This is a genomic window from Serratia sp. CY47280 (assembly GCF_052168655.1).
GTDB lineage: Bacteria > Pseudomonadota > Gammaproteobacteria > Enterobacterales > Enterobacteriaceae > Serratia > Serratia bockelmannii.
This window is the reverse complement of sequence record NZ_JBJNMG010000001.1, coordinates 693,810-709,471: the sequence shown is the minus strand read 5'-3', so window position 1 is coordinate 709,471 and position 15,662 is coordinate 693,810. Positions and strand designations below refer to the sequence as shown.

The following is a 15,662-nucleotide window of genomic DNA, read 5'->3' as shown; positions in this document are numbered from 1 at the left end:
CCAAGGCGTGACAGGTTAGAAATCGACCGTCGCCTGCAGGCTCAGGCTGCGCGGCTCACCCTCAATCACGCGTAAATTACCGGCGCTGGAAGCATAGTATTCGCGGTTGAACAGGTTTTTCACATTCAGTTTCAGCTGAGTATGTTTCCCCAGCAGCTTGCTGTCCCAGGCGACAAAGGCATCCGCCACGGTATAGGCCGGCATGGTGAAACTGTTCTCCGGATCGCCGGCGCGGCGACCGACGTAGCGCGCGCCGCCGCCAATGCGCACCTCGCCGGGCACCACCGGCAGCGTCATGCGGTGGCTGAGGTACAGGCCGCCCATGTTGGTCGGGGCGTTGACCAGCCGATTGCCGACGTTGGTCGGATTGAGGTTGTCTTCGACGATCTCGGTTTTGTCGTAGCTGTAGTTGGCGGTGAGATCCCAGTTGGGCGCCACTTCGCCGTTCAACTCCAATTCCGCACCGGTGGAGCGTGCTTTGGGAATGCTGCGGGTCACGCCGTTGATAAAGATCGACATATTGCTTTCATCGATGCGATAGAGCGCCAGCGTGGCGTCGAACGCCGGAGTGATCTGCCATTTTCCGCCTACCTCATAGGTGGTGCCGGTTTCCGGCGTAGCGACGTCGCCATTGTCGTCGATGGCGGTGGACGGCGTGAACGAACGGCTGTAATTGCCGTACAGCGACAGGCTCGGCGTCAGCTTATACACCAACCCCGCCTGCGGCAAAAACTGGTCGTCTTTGTCATTGAGCGTATTTTTCGGTTTCTGGAAACCGTTGCTGTTGTTTTGGTAATACGACTGATAGCGCGCCCCCAGCACCGCGATCCATTGATCGGTGAGATGAATGCTGTCCTTGGCGTACAGGGAACGGCTGAACAGCGTGGCGCGCAGGTTGCTTGACGCGTCACTGTAAGTGGTGCTGTCAGTGACCGGCGTTTCGCCATACACCGGATCATACATGTTGAAGGTCTTCGAGACCTTGCCGCGGTAGGAATAGGCCTTGTAGGTCTGATTCTTCTCGTAGTCCACGCCCAGCAGCAGGTCGTGCTGCATGCCGAACAGCTGCGGCGAACCGGTCAGATCCCAGGAGTAATAGTGGGTTTGATGATTGAAACCGCGATTGGCGTCGGCGCGGCGCGAGACGATGCCGGTCGTGGTGTCGACCGCGGTGGCGCGCACTTCGTTGCTGTCGTAACGGCGTTGCAGCCAGGCGTAGTTGAAGCGGGTCGTCCAGATCGGATCCAGCGCGTACTCATAATGGGCGTTCAGACGTTTGTTCTTGCCCCAGGCATGGTTCGCGTAGTCATCCAAGCGGCGGTCATAGGGCACATCGACCGGTTTGCCGTCGATAAATGCGGTGCCGCGATCGTAAGGAATGTCGTACTTGTATTCGCTGTAGGCGATGTTAAAGGAGGCCTGGTCGCCGAACCAACTGAGCGAGGGGGCGATCAGCGTGTGTTCGTCGCTGCCGAAATTGCGCCAGTAATCTGCGTGCTGGCGTTCGGCGATCAGGCGAAAGGCGAAGCCGCCGCCCAGCGGGCCGGTCACATCGACGCTGCCGCTGCCGCCGCCAACACTGTTGGTGGCGCCGCTGATGCGGGTGTTCCAGTCATACTGCGGTTTTTTGCTGATCAGATTGATGACGCCGCCGGGGCTGAGGATGCCATACAGCAGCGAAGCGGAACCTTTCAGGACCTCAACGCGATCGGTGGTGGCGTCCATGCTCAACCCCTGGTTGCTGCGCACGCCGTCGATGAAGACCGAGCCGTCGGAGTTAACCCCGAACCCGCGTTTGACGAAGCCATCCTCCGTGCCGCCGAGCGTGTTGCCCTGGGTGACGCCGCTGACGAACTTCATCGCGTCATTGACGCTTTTTACCTGGAAGTCGTCAATGACCTGAGAGGTGACGACGCTGACCGATTGTGGCACCTCGTCGATCGGCGCTGCGCTCTTGCCGGCGGTCGAGGCGGTGTCGGCGCTATAGCTGCCAGAAGGCTGGGCCGAGGCGGTCACCGTAATGGATTCCTCCGTTTTTGCGCCGGGTGCGGCGGCGATCGCCAGGGCGGGGAACAGGCCGGCGAACAGGGGCAGCGAGCGAAAAACGTGATTTTTTTTGTTTTTGTTGGGGTGGCGAAGAACTGACTGGCGCATATAATTCCGTAAAAAATAATAAATAGTAACGATTATCATTATAATTATCATTTATGCGTTTTGAATAGTGGGGAATGCCTGTATCCCTTCACTGCGCGATTTAATTTTGTCTTTACGGTAAAAGACGGCCATTTTTCCGGTAAAAAATCGGCTGGATGGCAATAACGATCGTAGTGACGGGAGGGGCGCGGCAGTTTGTTCGCCGGAAGGGGGATTTCTGTCAATATATTGATACACAAATATATTTTCCCTTGATGAATAAACAGGTGTCCGGGCAGGCAAAACTGGCAATAATAGGCGGGTCGGCCGTTTATCTTCGCCTCATCGCCGACGGTTGTGACGCGAACAGACTGTCACTTTATGCTAGCGGAAGTCTCTGGATCCAAGATGCAAACCACCTCGTTGTCCGATACCCGGAAAATCTGGCCCGCGCTCATCATTTTTTTGCTGGTGTTCACCCTGTGTCTGCTGGGCATCGTGAGTCGCCCCGGCAGCTTTCTGGCGATATTCTGGCCGGTGAACGCCGTACTGCTGGCCGTTTTGGTGCGGCGGCCACAGTGGGCTACGCGGGCCGGCTGGGGCATGGCGGTGCTGGGCTATCTGGCGGCGGATCTGTTGACCGGCAGTTCGCTGCAAAAGACGCTGCTGCTGAACGTCGCCAATCTGACCGGCGTCGTGGTGGGGTATCTGTTGTTCATGCGGCTGTCGCCGCCGGCGCGCACGTTGCAGCGCGGCACGTCCAGCATGTACCTGTTCGGTATCTGCCTGGCTGCCGCCGCCGCGACCGGCGCGGTGGGCGCCGCAACTTCGCAGTGGCTGTTCGGCAGACCGTATCTGACCTCGCTGGCGCTGTGGTTCTCGTCCGAATTCACCAACTACGTCACGCTGATGCCGTTTATTCTGGCGTTTCCCGCCGATTGGCGACGTCGCCTTGCGGCGGCCGGCGCCCTGTTCACCCAGCGCAGCCACTGGCCGCGCGCGGGGCGAAAACTCACGGTATTGGCGCTGCTGTTACTGGCGGCGGTGTGCAGCGTGCTGATCGGCGGCCCCGGGGCGGTGATCTTTCCCATGCCGGTGCTGCTATGGCTGGCGATGTCCTTCTCATTGTTCTGCACCATGATTGCGGTGCTGATTTATGTGCTGTGGTGCCATCTGGCGATCGATTTCGGGTTGCTTAGCACGACGCTCGACATGAAGGTGTTGCAAAACGCGGTATCGATGCGTTTGGGCATCGCGCTGCTGGCGCTGGGGCCCATCGCCGTGGCCAGCATGAACTATGCGCGCAATGCGCTGCTGCGCACGCTGGAGCACGTGGCGAATCACGATGCGTTAACGCACGTGCTGACGCGCAATGCGTTTATGCAGCGCGGCGAACGGTTGATAGACCAAAAGGGCGAGCTGGTGTGCGTCATGATGCTCGATATCGACTATTTCAAATCGATTAATGACCGTTTTGGCCATGCCGGCGGCGATCAGGCACTGATGGCCTTTACCCGCGCGATCGCCGCCGATCTGAGCGTCGGTGACCTGTTCGGCCGCATGGGGGGCGAAGAGTTCGCCATCGTTTCGACGCTCGGCCAGCCGCAGCAAGGATGGCAATTGGCCGAACGCCTGCGGCAACGCATCGAAACGGAGTCTATCCTCATGCCGGCCGGGCATCCGCTGCAGATCACCGTCAGCATCGGCATGGTGACCTGCCCGGGCGGCGCCGGCCAAAGCCTGGCGGATCTGCTGAAGCTGGCGGATCTGGCGGTGTACAAAGCGAAAAACGCCGGCCGTAACCGGGTTGCCACACCGGAATCGTCTCCGCCGGCTGCTCATGGCCGCTGAACTTCCGATCCGCGCTCTGCCCCGGCCGTCTAAACTGGTAGGGGGCGCGGGCATTTCCGCCTGCGCCGAACCGACTGTCCTTAATCAGACAAGAGGATGCCAGAATGAAATACGTAGACGGGTTTGTGGTGGCGGTACCGGCCGCCAATAAGGAGGCCTATCACCGGTTGGCGGCCGCAGCGGCGCCGCTGTTCAAAGAGTTTGGCGCCACGCGCATCGTGGAATGTTGGGGCGATGACGTGCCCGACGGCAAACTTACCGACTTTCGCGGCGCGGTGAAAGCCCAGGAAGACGAAGTGGTGGTGTTCAGTTGGATAGAGTACCCCTCCAAGGCGGTACGTGACGCCGCCAACGAAAAAATGATGAACGACCCGCGCATGAAAGCGCTGGGCGAGATGCCGTTCGACGGCAAACGCATGATCTTCGGCGGTTTCGCGCCGATCCTCGATGCGTAAAGGAGGCACAGATGGCCAGAATTACGCAACATCTGTGGTTTGAAAAAGACATGGAAGCGGCGCTGAATTGCTATGTCGCGTTGATCCCCGGTTCGTCCGTGAACTGGTTTTCCGAGCTGCCGGCGGATACGCCGAGCGGCCCGGCCGGCAGCGTGAAGCTGGCTTCCTTCACGTTGGGCGACCAGCGCTATGCGGCGATCGAAGCCGGGCCGTTGGATCCGTTCAATCACAGCTTCTCCGTGATGGTGGAATGTGACGATCAGGCGGAGGTCGACAGGCTGTGGGGCGCGCTGAGCGAGGGCGGCGAGGCGGAGCAGTGCGGCTGGCTGCGCGATCGCTGGGGGCTGTGCTGGCAGATCGTGCCGCGGCGCCTGACGGAGTTGATGAACGATCCCGACGCCGCCCGCGTGCGGCGTGTCACGGAAGCGATGCTGTTGATGGGCAAAATCGACATCGCCGGGTTGGAAGCGGCGGCGCGCGAGTAGTGCAACGCTCACTGAGGGAGAGAACGGATGCACCGAGAACGGCACAGTATTGAACGCATCGGCTGGCTGCGGGCGGCGGTGCTCGGCGCCAACGACGGCATCGTTTCAACGGCCAGCCTGCTGCTGGGCGTCGCGGCGGCCAGCGCCTCGCATTCCGCGCTGATGATCGCCGGTGTCGCCGGGTGGGTGGCCGGCGCAATGTCGATGGCCACCGGCGAGTATGTGTCGGTATCATCTCAGGCGGATACCGAAAAGGCCGCGCTGGCGGAGGAACAGGCGGAACTGCTTGAAGACTACCCGGGGGAGTTTCGCGAACTGACGTCAATCTACGTGCATCGCGGTCTGGATCCGGCGTTGGCCCGGCAGGTGGCGGAAAAGCTGATGGCGCATGATGCGCTGGAGGCCCACGCGCGCGACGAGCTGGGCATTTCCTCTGCCACCCGCGCCCGGCCGCTGCAGGCCGCGTTGGCGTCGGCCCTGAGTTTCTCTCTCGGCGCGCTGTTGCCGCTGCTGGTGGCGCTGTGGGTACCGGTCGCCTGGACGCGGCCGGCGCTGGTGGCGTCGGCGCTGATTTCCCTCGGCGTTCTCGGCGGCATCGCCGCGAAAACCGGCGGGGCGCCGATCTTGCCGGGCGTGGCGCGCATCCTCATCTGGAGCGCACTGGCGATGGCGGTTTCTTCCGGCGTCGGCCTGCTGTTTGGCGTGACGGCCGGCTAACGTCGCACTTGCATCAATCTATTGCACCTCAAGCTCAGAATTTATCATTTGTCAGCCGCCGGCGTTCGCGGCAAGGTGACGGCAACGCCAACCTCAGTCAGGGACACTTATGCAGAAATCACAGATCCTATCGTGGGTCGCCCAGCATCCGCTGTTGCAACGCATGGTCGCGCTAGAGCCAATCACCTGGTTCAATCCACGCGCGACAACGTTGGCCGCAGGGCTGCCCCACGTCGGGTTGACTGCCGCCGACGTCGCCGACGCGGAGCAGCGCCTGGCGCGCTTCGCGCCTTATCTCGCCGCCGCCTTCCCGGAAACCCAACCCACAAAGGGGATCATCGAGTCCGAGCTGGTGGCGCTCCCCGTCATGCAGCTCGCGTTGGATCGGCGCTATGGGCAGACGTTGGGCGGACGCCTGCTGTTGAAAAAGGACAGCCATCTGCCGATTTCCGGCTCGATCAAGGCGCGCGGCGGCATCTATGAGGTGCTGACGCACGCGGAAAAGCTGGCGCTGGAGGCGGGGCTGCTGCACACCGGCGACGACTACGCCCGGCTGTTTTCCGACGAGTTCCGTCAATTCTTCAGCCAGTACCGCATCGCCGTCGGATCGACCGGCAATCTGGGATTATCCATCGGCATCATCAGCGCCCGGTTGGGGTTTGACGTCAGCGTGCACATGTCGGCGGACGCGCGAGAGTGGAAAAAACAGAAGCTGCGCGAAAATGGCGTGACGGTGGTGGAGTACGCCGACGATTACGGCGTGGCGGTCGAACAAGGGCGCAAACAGGCGGCGGACGATCCGAGTTGCTTCTTTATCGATGATGAAAACTCGCAAACCCTGTTCCTCGGCTACGCGGTGGCCGGCGGTCGCCTGAAGCGTCAGTTTGCCGAACAGGGCATTGTGGTGGACGCGCAGCATCCGCTGTTCGTGTATCTGCCGTGCGGCGTTGGCGGCGGGCCGGGCGGTGTGGCCTTTGGCCTCAAGCTGGCGTTCGGCGATCACGTTCACTGCATTTTTGCCGAACCGACCCATTCGCCCTGCATGCTGCTCGGCGTCTACAGCGGGTTGCATGACGGCATTGCGGTGCAAGATCTCGGCATCGACAACCGCACGGCGGCGGACGGGCTGGCGGTGGGGCGCGCCTCCGGCTTTGTCGGCCGGGCGATGGAACGTCTGCTGAACGCGTTTTACACTCTCAGCGATGAAGAGATGTTTGCGCTGCTCGGGTTGTTGGACCGGTACGAGCATATCCAACTGGAGCCGTCCGCGTTGGCGGGCATGGCCGGACCGTGGCGCGTTGCCGCCCATGCGAAGGCGCTCAGCGAGCAAGGCATCAGCGCCGAGCACCTGGCGCAGGCGACGCATCTGGTGTGGGCGACCGGCGGCGGCATGGTGCCGTCGGCGGAAATGGCGAAGTACCTCGCCGCCGGGCAGGCGGCGGAGTAAGGCACAGTAAAAAGGGGCGAAAATCGCCCCTGATTGTCTGTCGTGCGGTTACAGCTGTTCGCCGTTGCTGGCGATCACCTGGCGATACCAGTCGAAGCTTTTCTTGCGCGAACGTTCGAGCGTGCCGGTACCGTCGTCGTGTTTGTCGACGTAGATAAAGCCGTAGCGTTTGCTGTACTCACCGGTGGTGAACGACACGCAGTCGATGCAGCCCCAGGGCGTATAGCCGATCAGGTCTACGCCGTCTTCAATCACCGCTTTTTTCATCTCTTCGATATGGGCGCGCAGATAGTCGATGCGATAGTCATCGTTGATCTGGCCGTCCGCCTCCACCTTGTCGAAGGCGCCGAAGCCGTTTTCCACGATAAACAGCGGCTTCTGGTAACGTTCATACAGCACGTTCAGCGAATAGCGCAGCCCGACCGGATCGATCTGCCAGCCCCAGTCGGAGGCCTTGACGTGCGGGTTCGGCACGTTGCCCGGGAAGCCGAACATGCCGTCGCTGCCGTCCACCGCGTTGGCCTGCAGCGCATTGCTCATGTAGTAGCTGAAACCGATGTAGTCGGTGCAGCCCTCGCGCAGGATCTGCGCGTCCTGCGGTTGCATCTCGATCTTCAGCCCTTTGCGTTCCCAATCGCGCAGCAGGTAGCTTGGGTAGTAGCCGCGCATCTGCACGTCGGTATACAGATAGCGCTGGTGCATCGCTTCCACAGCGTACATCACGTCGTCCGGTTTACAGGAATAAGGATAGAACGGCACGCAGGCCAGCATGCAGCCGATTTTGAATTCCGGGTTGATCTGATGGCCGAGTTTGACCACCTGCGCGCTGGCGACGAACTGGTGGTGCAACACCTGGTACAGCGCCTGTTCCGGGTTGTCTTCCTGGGTGTAATCCACGCCGGAACAGCAGTAGCCGAACAGCGGGTAGCGGTAGTTGCTCTGGTTGTTGATCTCGTTGAAGGTCATCCAGTACTTCACTTTTTCGCGGTAGCGACGCATCACCACCTCGCTAAAGCGCACGAAGAACTCCACCACCCGGCGATTTTTCCAGCCGCCGTAAGCTTTCACCAAATGGTAAGGCATTTCGAAGTGGGACAGGGTGATCACCGGCTGGATGCCGTATTTCAGCAGTTCGTCGAACAGGTCGTCGTAAAACTGCAGGCCGGCCTCGTTCGGCGTCGCTTCGTCGCCGTTCGGGAAAATGCGCGTCCAGGCGATCGAGGTGCGAAAACACTTGAAGCCCATCTCGGCGAACAGTGCCACGTCCTGCTTGTAGCGGCCGTAGAAGTCCACCGCTTCGTGGTTGGGGTAACGATAGCCGTCGAGCACGCCGTCGGTCATCACGCGATCCACGCCGTGCGAGCCGCCGGACAGCACGTCGGCGATGCTTGGCCCTTTGCCGCCCCGATCCCAACCGCCTTCAACCTGGTGCGCGGCGACCGCGCCCCCCCACAGAAAATCCTTCGGCAACTGTTTCATCGTCAATGTCTCATCGGTTTATTTAATGAAGGGTAATAACGCTGCGTTGAGAACAGAGTAGCAAGACCGAAAGAAATGTCACGATATAACAAATCACCGTGAAAAGTGATTTGTCACAATAAAAAAACAGCCTGTTTTATTTTTCCGAATTAATATGCCCGAGCCGTTTGCCGATGGTTTCAATAATGTAAAGTACGGGGATCTGCGTGGTAATATTGTGATGCCCGCCGATCAAATGCTGTGGAACGTGGTAGGAGAGGTTAAAGTCCGCCAGCCGCGCCAGCGAAGAGGTTTCGTTGTTGGTGATGCTGATGATCTTGCAGTGGTGCAGGCTGAACTGGCTGGCCAAACGCAGGATCTCTTCGGTCTCGCCAGAGACCGACAGCATGATCGCCACCGCGTTTTTATACATATCGCTGTTGACGGGATAATAAGGATCGTCGATATGGGTGCTGAATTTCCCGACGTTGGAAAAGAAACGCGCGCCATATTTCCCCAATGCGCCCGACGTACTGATGCCGACGAAAATAATTCGCTCGGCGGCGGCGATATGTTGCACCGCCTGATCGATCAGCTGATTAAATTCTTCGTTGCTGACGCTTTTAAAAAAGCTGAGGATTTCGCCGATGCCAGAATCGACCGGTGGCGCATCGGTTTGTTCCAGATACAGCTTGAAACGGATGCGAAATTCCGAATAGCCGTCACAGCCCATTTTCTTGCAAAACCGCAGCACGGTGGTGGTGGAGACGCCGGCGGCCTCGGCCAGCTCGCGGATGGTCATGTACATCACTTGATTCTTGTGTTTGCTGACGTAGGTATAAACCATCAGCTCCAGGGCGTTGAGCTCGGCGATTGCTTTATGGGTAAACATGAGTCGGTCCGGCGGCTGAAAACGGGAAGCTTATCTGCGGGTTAACATAGCAAAATTCACCGCCGCTGGCACTGCCGGGCAAAAAGAAAAGCCGCACCAGTCAGGCGCGGCCCAGGGTTCACGACGAACAAATTAAAGCAAAACGTTCCGGAAGACATGCCATGAAAACGCGTTTCATCACACAGGGTTAGCATAGGTCAGCTTATTCCGGTGGCAAAATGCCGGTTTCTGCTTTCTAAAGCCAAAGCGCGGCAAAGGCTATGGCGTCTCGGGTTTATCTTCGGACCAGCGGGCGGCGTTGACGTCCACCTTAACCGGCAGCAGCCCGATGGCGGTGAATTTATCCGCCAACTGCTGTTGCTGCCTGAACACCTCTGGCGACATGCGCTGGCTGCCGAACGGCATGCGGGCGATGGCTCTGGCCCAAATGGCCTGATCCAGGCCGGTGCTCTGAGCGAGGATCGCCGCCGCTTCCTGCGGATGGCCGTTGGCCCAGTCGCTCAGCACGCCGAGCTGTTGAATCACCTGTTTGGCGCTGTCCGGGTACGTTTCGGCAAAGCGGCGGCTGGCGAGATAGAAGGTGTAGTGCGGCACCAGGCCTTCCGCGTCTTTCAGCAGGCGGGCGTTGGCACGGGTTTCCACCTCGGCGTAGTAGGGATCCCAAATCACCCAGGCGTCGACGCTGCCGCGCTGGAAGGCGGCGCGGGCATCGCTCGGCGGCAGGTAGACCGGCGTGATGTCCTTGTAGCTCAAGCCGGCCTGTTCCAGCGCGCTCACCAGCAGGTAATTGACGTCAGACCCTTTGTTCAACGCCACGCGTTTGCCTTTCAGATCGGCCACGGAGCGGATCGCCGAATCCTGCGGCACCACGATGGCTTCGGTTTTCGGGCTGGGCGGCGAATGTGCCAAATAAACCAGATCGGCCTTGGCGGCTTGCGCGAAGGCCGGCGGAGCGTCGCCGGTCGCCGCCAGATCGATGCTGCCGACGTTCAACCCTTCCAACATCTGTGGGCCGGCGGGGAATTCTATCCAGCGAACCTTGATACCCTGCGGCTCCAGGGTTTTTTCCAGCGTACCGCGGTATTTCAGCAGCGCAAAAATGTTGGCTTTCTGGTAACCGATGGTGATTTGTTGCGGTTTCTCCTGCGCGCCGGCCGGCAGGCCAAACAGGCCGAGCAGCAGGGCGGCGATCAGCGGCGTTGTGAGTTTTCTCATCCTGATTTTCCGATAGGCGAAGTGAACGGTAGCGATGACGCGCTGGGCGTAACGCCATGAAACGGCATTTAAATTTTCCTGCGGCGGGATAAGGGCGATGATAATGAGCGGCGCAGTGGCGTGTAAAGCGCCCGCTTATGCTGAATAATGCCTTGCTTAGCCATAAATGAGCTTAATCGGGAGAGGGTGAGCTTGACGCTACGCCGCGTCACGCTCACGCGAACGCGCCAGCAACAGCGGAACCAACAGATACAGGGCGGCGGCCAACGCCCAGACCAGGCCGGGCCAGACATCGCGCGTGGCGGCGTACAGCGCCGTCGCGACCAGCGGCCCCGCGACGCCGATCAGGCTGCCCATGCTGGCCAACGTCCCTTGCAGCTCGCCCTGATGATCGTCGTCCACCTTGTGCGCCATCAACGCCTGCAGCGCCGGCAGCGCCATACCGCCCGCGGCGAAGAACGGCAGCAGCGCAAAGGGCGCCCAGCCGCGGGTGGCGATCGATAACAGCACCAGACCCAGCGCGTCGGCCGCCAGGCCGATCAGCAGTGCCTTGCGCTCGCCGAGGCGTGCGACCAGCGGGCCGATGGCGAAGGCCTGCGACAGCGCGTGGCAGGCGCCGTAACCGGCCAGCGACAGGCCCGCCACCATCATGCTCCAGCCGAAACGATCCTGACCGTATAAAATCCACAGCGTGGCCGGCGCCTGTGAAACCAGCGCCATGATCAGGTAAATACCGGCCAGCGGCAGCAGGCCCGGTTTGCCGTGCAGCCGACGCAATGACGAAAATGGATTAAGGCGGATTTTCTCGGCGGCGCGGGCGCGGGGTTTACGCGATTCCGGCAGCAGGAAAAACGCCATGATCAGGTTGAGGGCATTCATCGCCGCCGCCGCCAGGAAGGGGGCATGCAGATGCCATTCGCCCAGCGATCCACCGAGCAGCGGACCGACGATAAAACCGACGCCGAACACCGCGCCCACCAGGCCAAAACGCCGCGCGCGCTGGCCGGCGGGGGTAATATCGGTGACGTAAGCGGTGGCGACCGCCATGTTGGCGCCGGTGATGCCCGCCAGCAACCGGCCCAGATAGAGCCAGGCCAGCGTCGGCGCGAACGCCATCAGCAGATAGTCGGCCGCCGCGCCGGCGAGCGAAATCAACAGCACCGGACGCCGGCCGAAACGATCGCTCAGTGCGCCGAGGATCGGTGAAAACAGGAATTGCATCAACGCATACGCCGCCAGCAGCGCGCCGTAATGCACGCTGCCGGCGTCGAGGCCGCCCAGTGAGCGCAACAGCGCCGGCAGGATAGGCATGATCAGGCCGATGCCTACCGCATCCAGCAATACCGTCAACAAAATAACCAGCATAGGTTTTTTCAAAATTGCGACTCTAACAGTGATAGAGTATTGAGTATTCCATAGTAACCCTATCAGTGATAGAGAGATGAGCGAAAAAAATACCGCGACGCGTTTAACGCGAGAGACCGTCCTGCGCGGGGCGCTGGCGTTGCTGAATGACATCGGCATCGATGCCCTGAGCACCCGTCGCCTGGCACAACATTTGGGAGTGCAATCTCCCACGCTCTATTGGCATTTCAAGAACAAGGCCGAACTGCTGAAGGCGATGGCGGAAACCATCATGTTGGATCACCGTGAAGAGGTGCCCGCCGACATGCCCTGGCAGGATTGGGTCGTTACCAATGCGAGCCATTTCCGTCGGGCGCTGCTGGCTTACCGCGACGGCGCGCGTCTGCATGCCGGCACCCGGCCGCAGGAACCGCAATTCGCCATCATTGAGGCCAAGGTGGCGCTGTTGTGTCGGGCGGGGTTGACGCCGGAACGCGCCGTTAATCTGCTGTTCGCCGTCGGACGTTTCGTGGTGGGCTGGGTGCTGGAAGAGCAACAAATGCAGTCGGACGATGCGCTGAATGACGCCGATCGCCAGCGTTACCCGCTGCTGTGCGAAGGCTGGGAAACATTGCAGGATAAGGGCGCAGACGCGCTGTTCGAAGCCAGCGTGCGGCTGTTGGTTGACGGCGCCGAGGCCGAATTGACGATCGACAATAATCACGGCCAGCAATCATAAAACCGGGCTTATCTATAGGAAATTTATAGGAAATACCCACTTTTCGTTAAAGCCATGGCGGCTACATTCCCTTAACATCATCATGTCTTTTGATGATAATTATTAGCACGCTGCTCAATTGTTCTTCGCAGTGATGTTACGGATTAAATCCGTTTGTTTAAGGGATAGTTTCACCATGGAAATCAATGTTAATGGCCGGGTGGTTCCACTCGGCAATCTCGCGCCCGACACGCCGCTGCTGTACGTTTTACGCAACGACCTGCAATTGAATGGCCCCAAATACGGCTGCGGCCTGGGGGAATGCGGCGCCTGCACGGTGCTGATCGACGGCGTCGCCGCGCGCTCTTGTTCAATGCCGCTGTCCGCCGTAGGAAGCAAATCCGTCACTACCCTGGAAGGCTTGGGCACACCGGACGTGCTGCATCCAGTGCAGCAGGGGTTTGTCGATGAGCAGGCGGCGCAGTGCGGTTACTGCACCAACGGCATGATCATGACGCTGGTCGCGTTGTTCGAACGCGAGCCGGAGGCGGACGAGCAAACGATCAAGAAAGCGCTGGCCTACAACCTGTGCCGCTGCGGCACTCACCTTGAGATCTTGCACGCCGCCGAGCGCGCCCGCGACCTGTTGGCAGCACGGAGGCAAGCATGAGCCGCCTCGAACTGACTCGCCGCCAGTTGTTGCAGGCCGGCGGGGTGGTGATGGTCAGCAGCCTGCTGCCCGCGCCGTTTAACGCCTTCGCCGCAGAGGCGGTTGTAGCGCCTGCCGATCTGCCGCTGGATCGGGTGGACAGCTTTATCAGCCTCACCGCCGACGGCCGGGTAACGGCCTTCAATGGTCACGTCGATCTGGGTACCGGCATTCGCACCGCGCTGGCGCAGATCGTCGCCGAAGAAATTTGCGTGCCGTTCGAGCACGTCACGATGATCCTTGGCGATACGCAGCGCACGCCGGATCAGGGGCCGACCATCGCCAGCGCCACCATTCAGGTCACGTCGGTGCCGCTGCGACAGGCGGCGGCGCAGGTGCGGCACATGCTGACGGCGTTGGCGGCCAAAGCCTTCGAACTGCCGGCCGAACAGCTGACTGCGGCGGCGGGGCAGGTATTTGTGACCAAAAAACCGGGGCGCTCACTGAGCTATGCACAGCTGGCGAGTGGGCAGAATCTGCACGTGATGCTGGATAAAAACGTTCAGTTGAACAGCGAACACCAGAATCGCTACGTCGGCCGCGCCGTTGCCCGGGTCGACATTCCGGCCAAAGTGAGCGGTGGGCTGACCTACGTGCACGACCTGCGCTTGCCCGGCATGCTGCATGGCCGGGTGGTGCGCCCGCCTTACGTAGGCGCCGACAGCAGCGCCCCGCTGGGCGGCGGCCTGCTGTCGGTGGATGAAAATTCGATCGCGCACCTGCCGGGCATCGTGAAACTGGTAGCGATCAACGATTTCATCGGCATCGTGGCCGAGCGCGAGGAGCAGGCGATCGCCGCCATGCGCCAGCTGAAAACCAAATGGAAACCCTGGGCCGGGTTGCCGGATCTGTCGCCGGAAGCGCTGCCCGCCGCGCTGGAAGCCAACCCGAAAACCGACCGCGTCCTGCGCGACGATGCGGGAACGGACGCCGCGTTGGCGGCGCTGCATACCGAAGTGCAGGCCGACTATGTCTGGCCCTACCATCAGCACGCCTCGATCGGCCCTTCCTGCGCGGTGGCGGAGGTTAAAGACGGGCGGGCGCAGGTGTGGTCCGGCACGCAAAACCCGCACGATCTGCGCAAAGACATCGCCACGCTGCTGGAATTGCCGCCTGAGCAGGTGCACATCATCCGCATGGAGGCCTCCGGCTGCTATGGCCGCAACTGCGCCGACGACGTCTCGGCGGACGCGGCGCTGTTGGCACGGGCCACCGGCCGCCCGGTGCGGGTGCAGCTGATGCGCGAACAGGAATCTGGCTGGGAGCCGAAGGGCACCGGCCAGCTGATCCGGGTGCGCGGCGGCCTCGACGCGCAAAACCGGGTGGCGGCCTACGAATTGAAAACCAGCTATCCCTCCAACAATGCGGTGACCTTGCCGCTGGTGTTGACCGGCAAGGTGGCCAACCGGGCCGACGTGCAACAGATGGGCGATCGCACCGCCATTCCGCAATACGCGTATCCGCACATGCGGGTGATCTGTCAGGACGCCGCGCCGATCGTGCGGGCGTCGTGGATGCGCGGCGTTTCGGCGCTGCCCAACGTGTTCGCCCATGAATCCTGGATCGACGAACTGGCCTGGCACGCCGGCGAGGACCCGATCGCGTTTCGCCTGCGTTACCTGAGCGATCCGCGCGCGGTGGCCTTGATTGAGGCCCTGAAGCGGCAAGCCAACTGGCAAGACGGCCCGGCGTACCGGTCGCACGCCGCCGGCGCCGAAGTGGTGAGCGGCCGCGGTTTCGCCTATGCCCGCTACTTCCACAGCAAATTCCCCGGCTTTGGCGCCGCCTGGGCGGCCTGGGTGTGCGATCTCAGCGTCAACCGCCTTTCCGGGCAGATCACGCTCGATAAAATCTTCGTAGCGCATGACTGCGGGCGCATGATCAACCCGGCAGGGGTGCGCCATCAGGTGCACGGCAACATTATCCAATCCGCCAGCCGGGTACTGAAAGAGTTTGTGACCTTTAACGAGACGGGGGTGACGTCATTGGACTGGGGCGGCTATCCGATCCTGCGCTTCGACGAATTGCCGCAGATCGATATCCAGCTGATTGACCGCCCGGACGAAGCGCCGATGGGTGCCGGCGAGTCCGCCTCGGTACCGAGTGCGGCGGCGATCGGCAACGCGCTGTTTGACGCGCTCGGCGTGCGTCTGCGCGAGGTGCCGTTTACGCCGGCACGGGTGCTCGCCGCGCTGCGCGCCCAGGCCGGCCATTAATCCCCCGTAACGAACAAGGACA

Annotated in this window: 13 protein-coding genes; 8 read left to right on the top strand and 5 right to left on the bottom strand. The window is 61.1% G+C overall.

The window, feature by feature from the left end:
* Nucleotides 1-15: 15 nt before the first annotated feature.
* A complete protein-coding gene (locus ACJ8J4_RS03380) occupies nucleotides 16-2,154 on the bottom strand; it encodes a TonB-dependent siderophore receptor (RefSeq protein WP_264383553.1) in 2,139 nt (712 codons plus the stop codon).
* A gap of 387 nt (nucleotides 2,155-2,541) precedes the next feature.
* Here ACJ8J4_RS03380 and ACJ8J4_RS03375 point away from each other — a divergent pair, with 387 nt between their 5' ends.
* From ACJ8J4_RS03375 to ACJ8J4_RS03355, 5 genes are all read left to right on the top strand, one after another.
* Nucleotides 2,542-3,984 carry a GGDEF domain-containing protein gene (locus ACJ8J4_RS03375; protein WP_049295670.1) on the top strand — a complete coding sequence of 481 codons (1,443 nt, stop codon included), beginning with the start codon at nucleotides 2,542-2,544 and terminating at the stop codon, nucleotides 3,982-3,984.
* A gap of 104 nt (nucleotides 3,985-4,088) precedes the next feature.
* Nucleotides 4,089-4,439 carry a DUF1428 domain-containing protein gene (locus ACJ8J4_RS03370; protein ID WP_025302905.1) on the top strand — a complete coding sequence of 117 codons (351 nt, stop codon included), beginning with the start codon at nucleotides 4,089-4,091 and terminating at the stop codon, nucleotides 4,437-4,439.
* A gap of 11 nt (nucleotides 4,440-4,450) precedes the next feature.
* Nucleotides 4,451-4,924 carry a VOC family protein gene (locus ACJ8J4_RS03365; protein ID WP_025302904.1) on the top strand — a complete coding sequence of 158 codons (474 nt, stop codon included), beginning with the start codon at nucleotides 4,451-4,453 and terminating at the stop codon, nucleotides 4,922-4,924.
* A gap of 27 nt (nucleotides 4,925-4,951) precedes the next feature.
* The gene (locus tag ACJ8J4_RS03360; RefSeq protein WP_025302903.1) at nucleotides 4,952-5,641 is read left to right on the top strand and encodes a VIT1/CCC1 transporter family protein; all 690 of its coding nucleotides are present in this window, start codon (nucleotides 4,952-4,954) and stop codon (nucleotides 5,639-5,641) included.
* 109 nt (nucleotides 5,642-5,750) lie between these two features.
* On the top strand, nucleotides 5,751-7,088 hold the full coding sequence (locus ACJ8J4_RS03355) for a D-serine ammonia-lyase (RefSeq protein ID WP_197770326.1): 1,338 nt from the start codon (nucleotides 5,751-5,753) through the stop codon (nucleotides 7,086-7,088).
* A 48-nt stretch (nucleotides 7,089-7,136) separates the two neighbouring features.
* Here the strand turns inward: ACJ8J4_RS03355 and ACJ8J4_RS03350 are convergent, their stop codons facing one another.
* The 4 genes from ACJ8J4_RS03350 to tet all read right to left on the bottom strand — a co-directional run bounded on the left by ACJ8J4_RS03350 (nucleotide 7,137) and on the right by tet (nucleotide 12,171).
* Nucleotides 7,137-8,573, bottom strand: a complete 1,437-nt coding sequence (locus ACJ8J4_RS03350; RefSeq protein WP_099817256.1) for a 6-phospho-beta-glucosidase — start codon at nucleotides 8,571-8,573, stop codon at nucleotides 7,137-7,139.
* A gap of 130 nt (nucleotides 8,574-8,703) precedes the next feature.
* Nucleotides 8,704-9,438, bottom strand: a complete 735-nt coding sequence (locus ACJ8J4_RS03345) for a MurR/RpiR family transcriptional regulator (protein ID WP_025302900.1) — start codon at nucleotides 9,436-9,438, stop codon at nucleotides 8,704-8,706.
* A gap of 258 nt (nucleotides 9,439-9,696) precedes the next feature.
* Nucleotides 9,697-10,653, bottom strand: a complete 957-nt coding sequence (locus tag ACJ8J4_RS03340) for a sulfonate ABC transporter substrate-binding protein (protein WP_060447138.1) — start codon at nucleotides 10,651-10,653, stop codon at nucleotides 9,697-9,699.
* Between the two features lie 198 nt (nucleotides 10,654-10,851).
* Nucleotides 10,852-12,171, bottom strand: coding sequence for a Tet(A)/Tet(B)/Tet(C) family tetracycline efflux MFS transporter (tet, locus tag ACJ8J4_RS03335; protein WP_145957798.1), 1,320 nt, complete (start codon nucleotides 12,169-12,171; stop codon nucleotides 10,852-10,854).
* Here tet and tetR point away from each other — a divergent pair.
* From tetR to ACJ8J4_RS03320, 3 genes are all read left to right on the top strand, one after another.
* Nucleotides 12,095-12,736: a tetracycline resistance transcriptional repressor TetR gene (gene tetR / locus ACJ8J4_RS03330; RefSeq protein WP_025305231.1), complete on the top strand. Its 642-nt coding sequence runs from the start codon at nucleotides 12,095-12,097 to the stop codon at nucleotides 12,734-12,736. The two genes, tet and tetR, sit on opposite strands and share 77 nt — an antisense overlap.
* A 175-nt stretch (nucleotides 12,737-12,911) precedes the next feature.
* Nucleotides 12,912-13,385, top strand: a complete 474-nt coding sequence (locus ACJ8J4_RS03325; RefSeq protein ID WP_164099673.1) for a (2Fe-2S)-binding protein — start codon at nucleotides 12,912-12,914, stop codon at nucleotides 13,383-13,385.
* Nucleotides 13,382-15,640, top strand: a complete 2,259-nt coding sequence (locus tag ACJ8J4_RS03320; protein ID WP_164099674.1) for a xanthine dehydrogenase family protein molybdopterin-binding subunit — start codon at nucleotides 13,382-13,384, stop codon at nucleotides 15,638-15,640. Before ACJ8J4_RS03325 ends, ACJ8J4_RS03320 begins: the two co-directional genes overlap by 4 nt.
* Nucleotides 15,641-15,662: the final 22 nt, after the last annotated feature.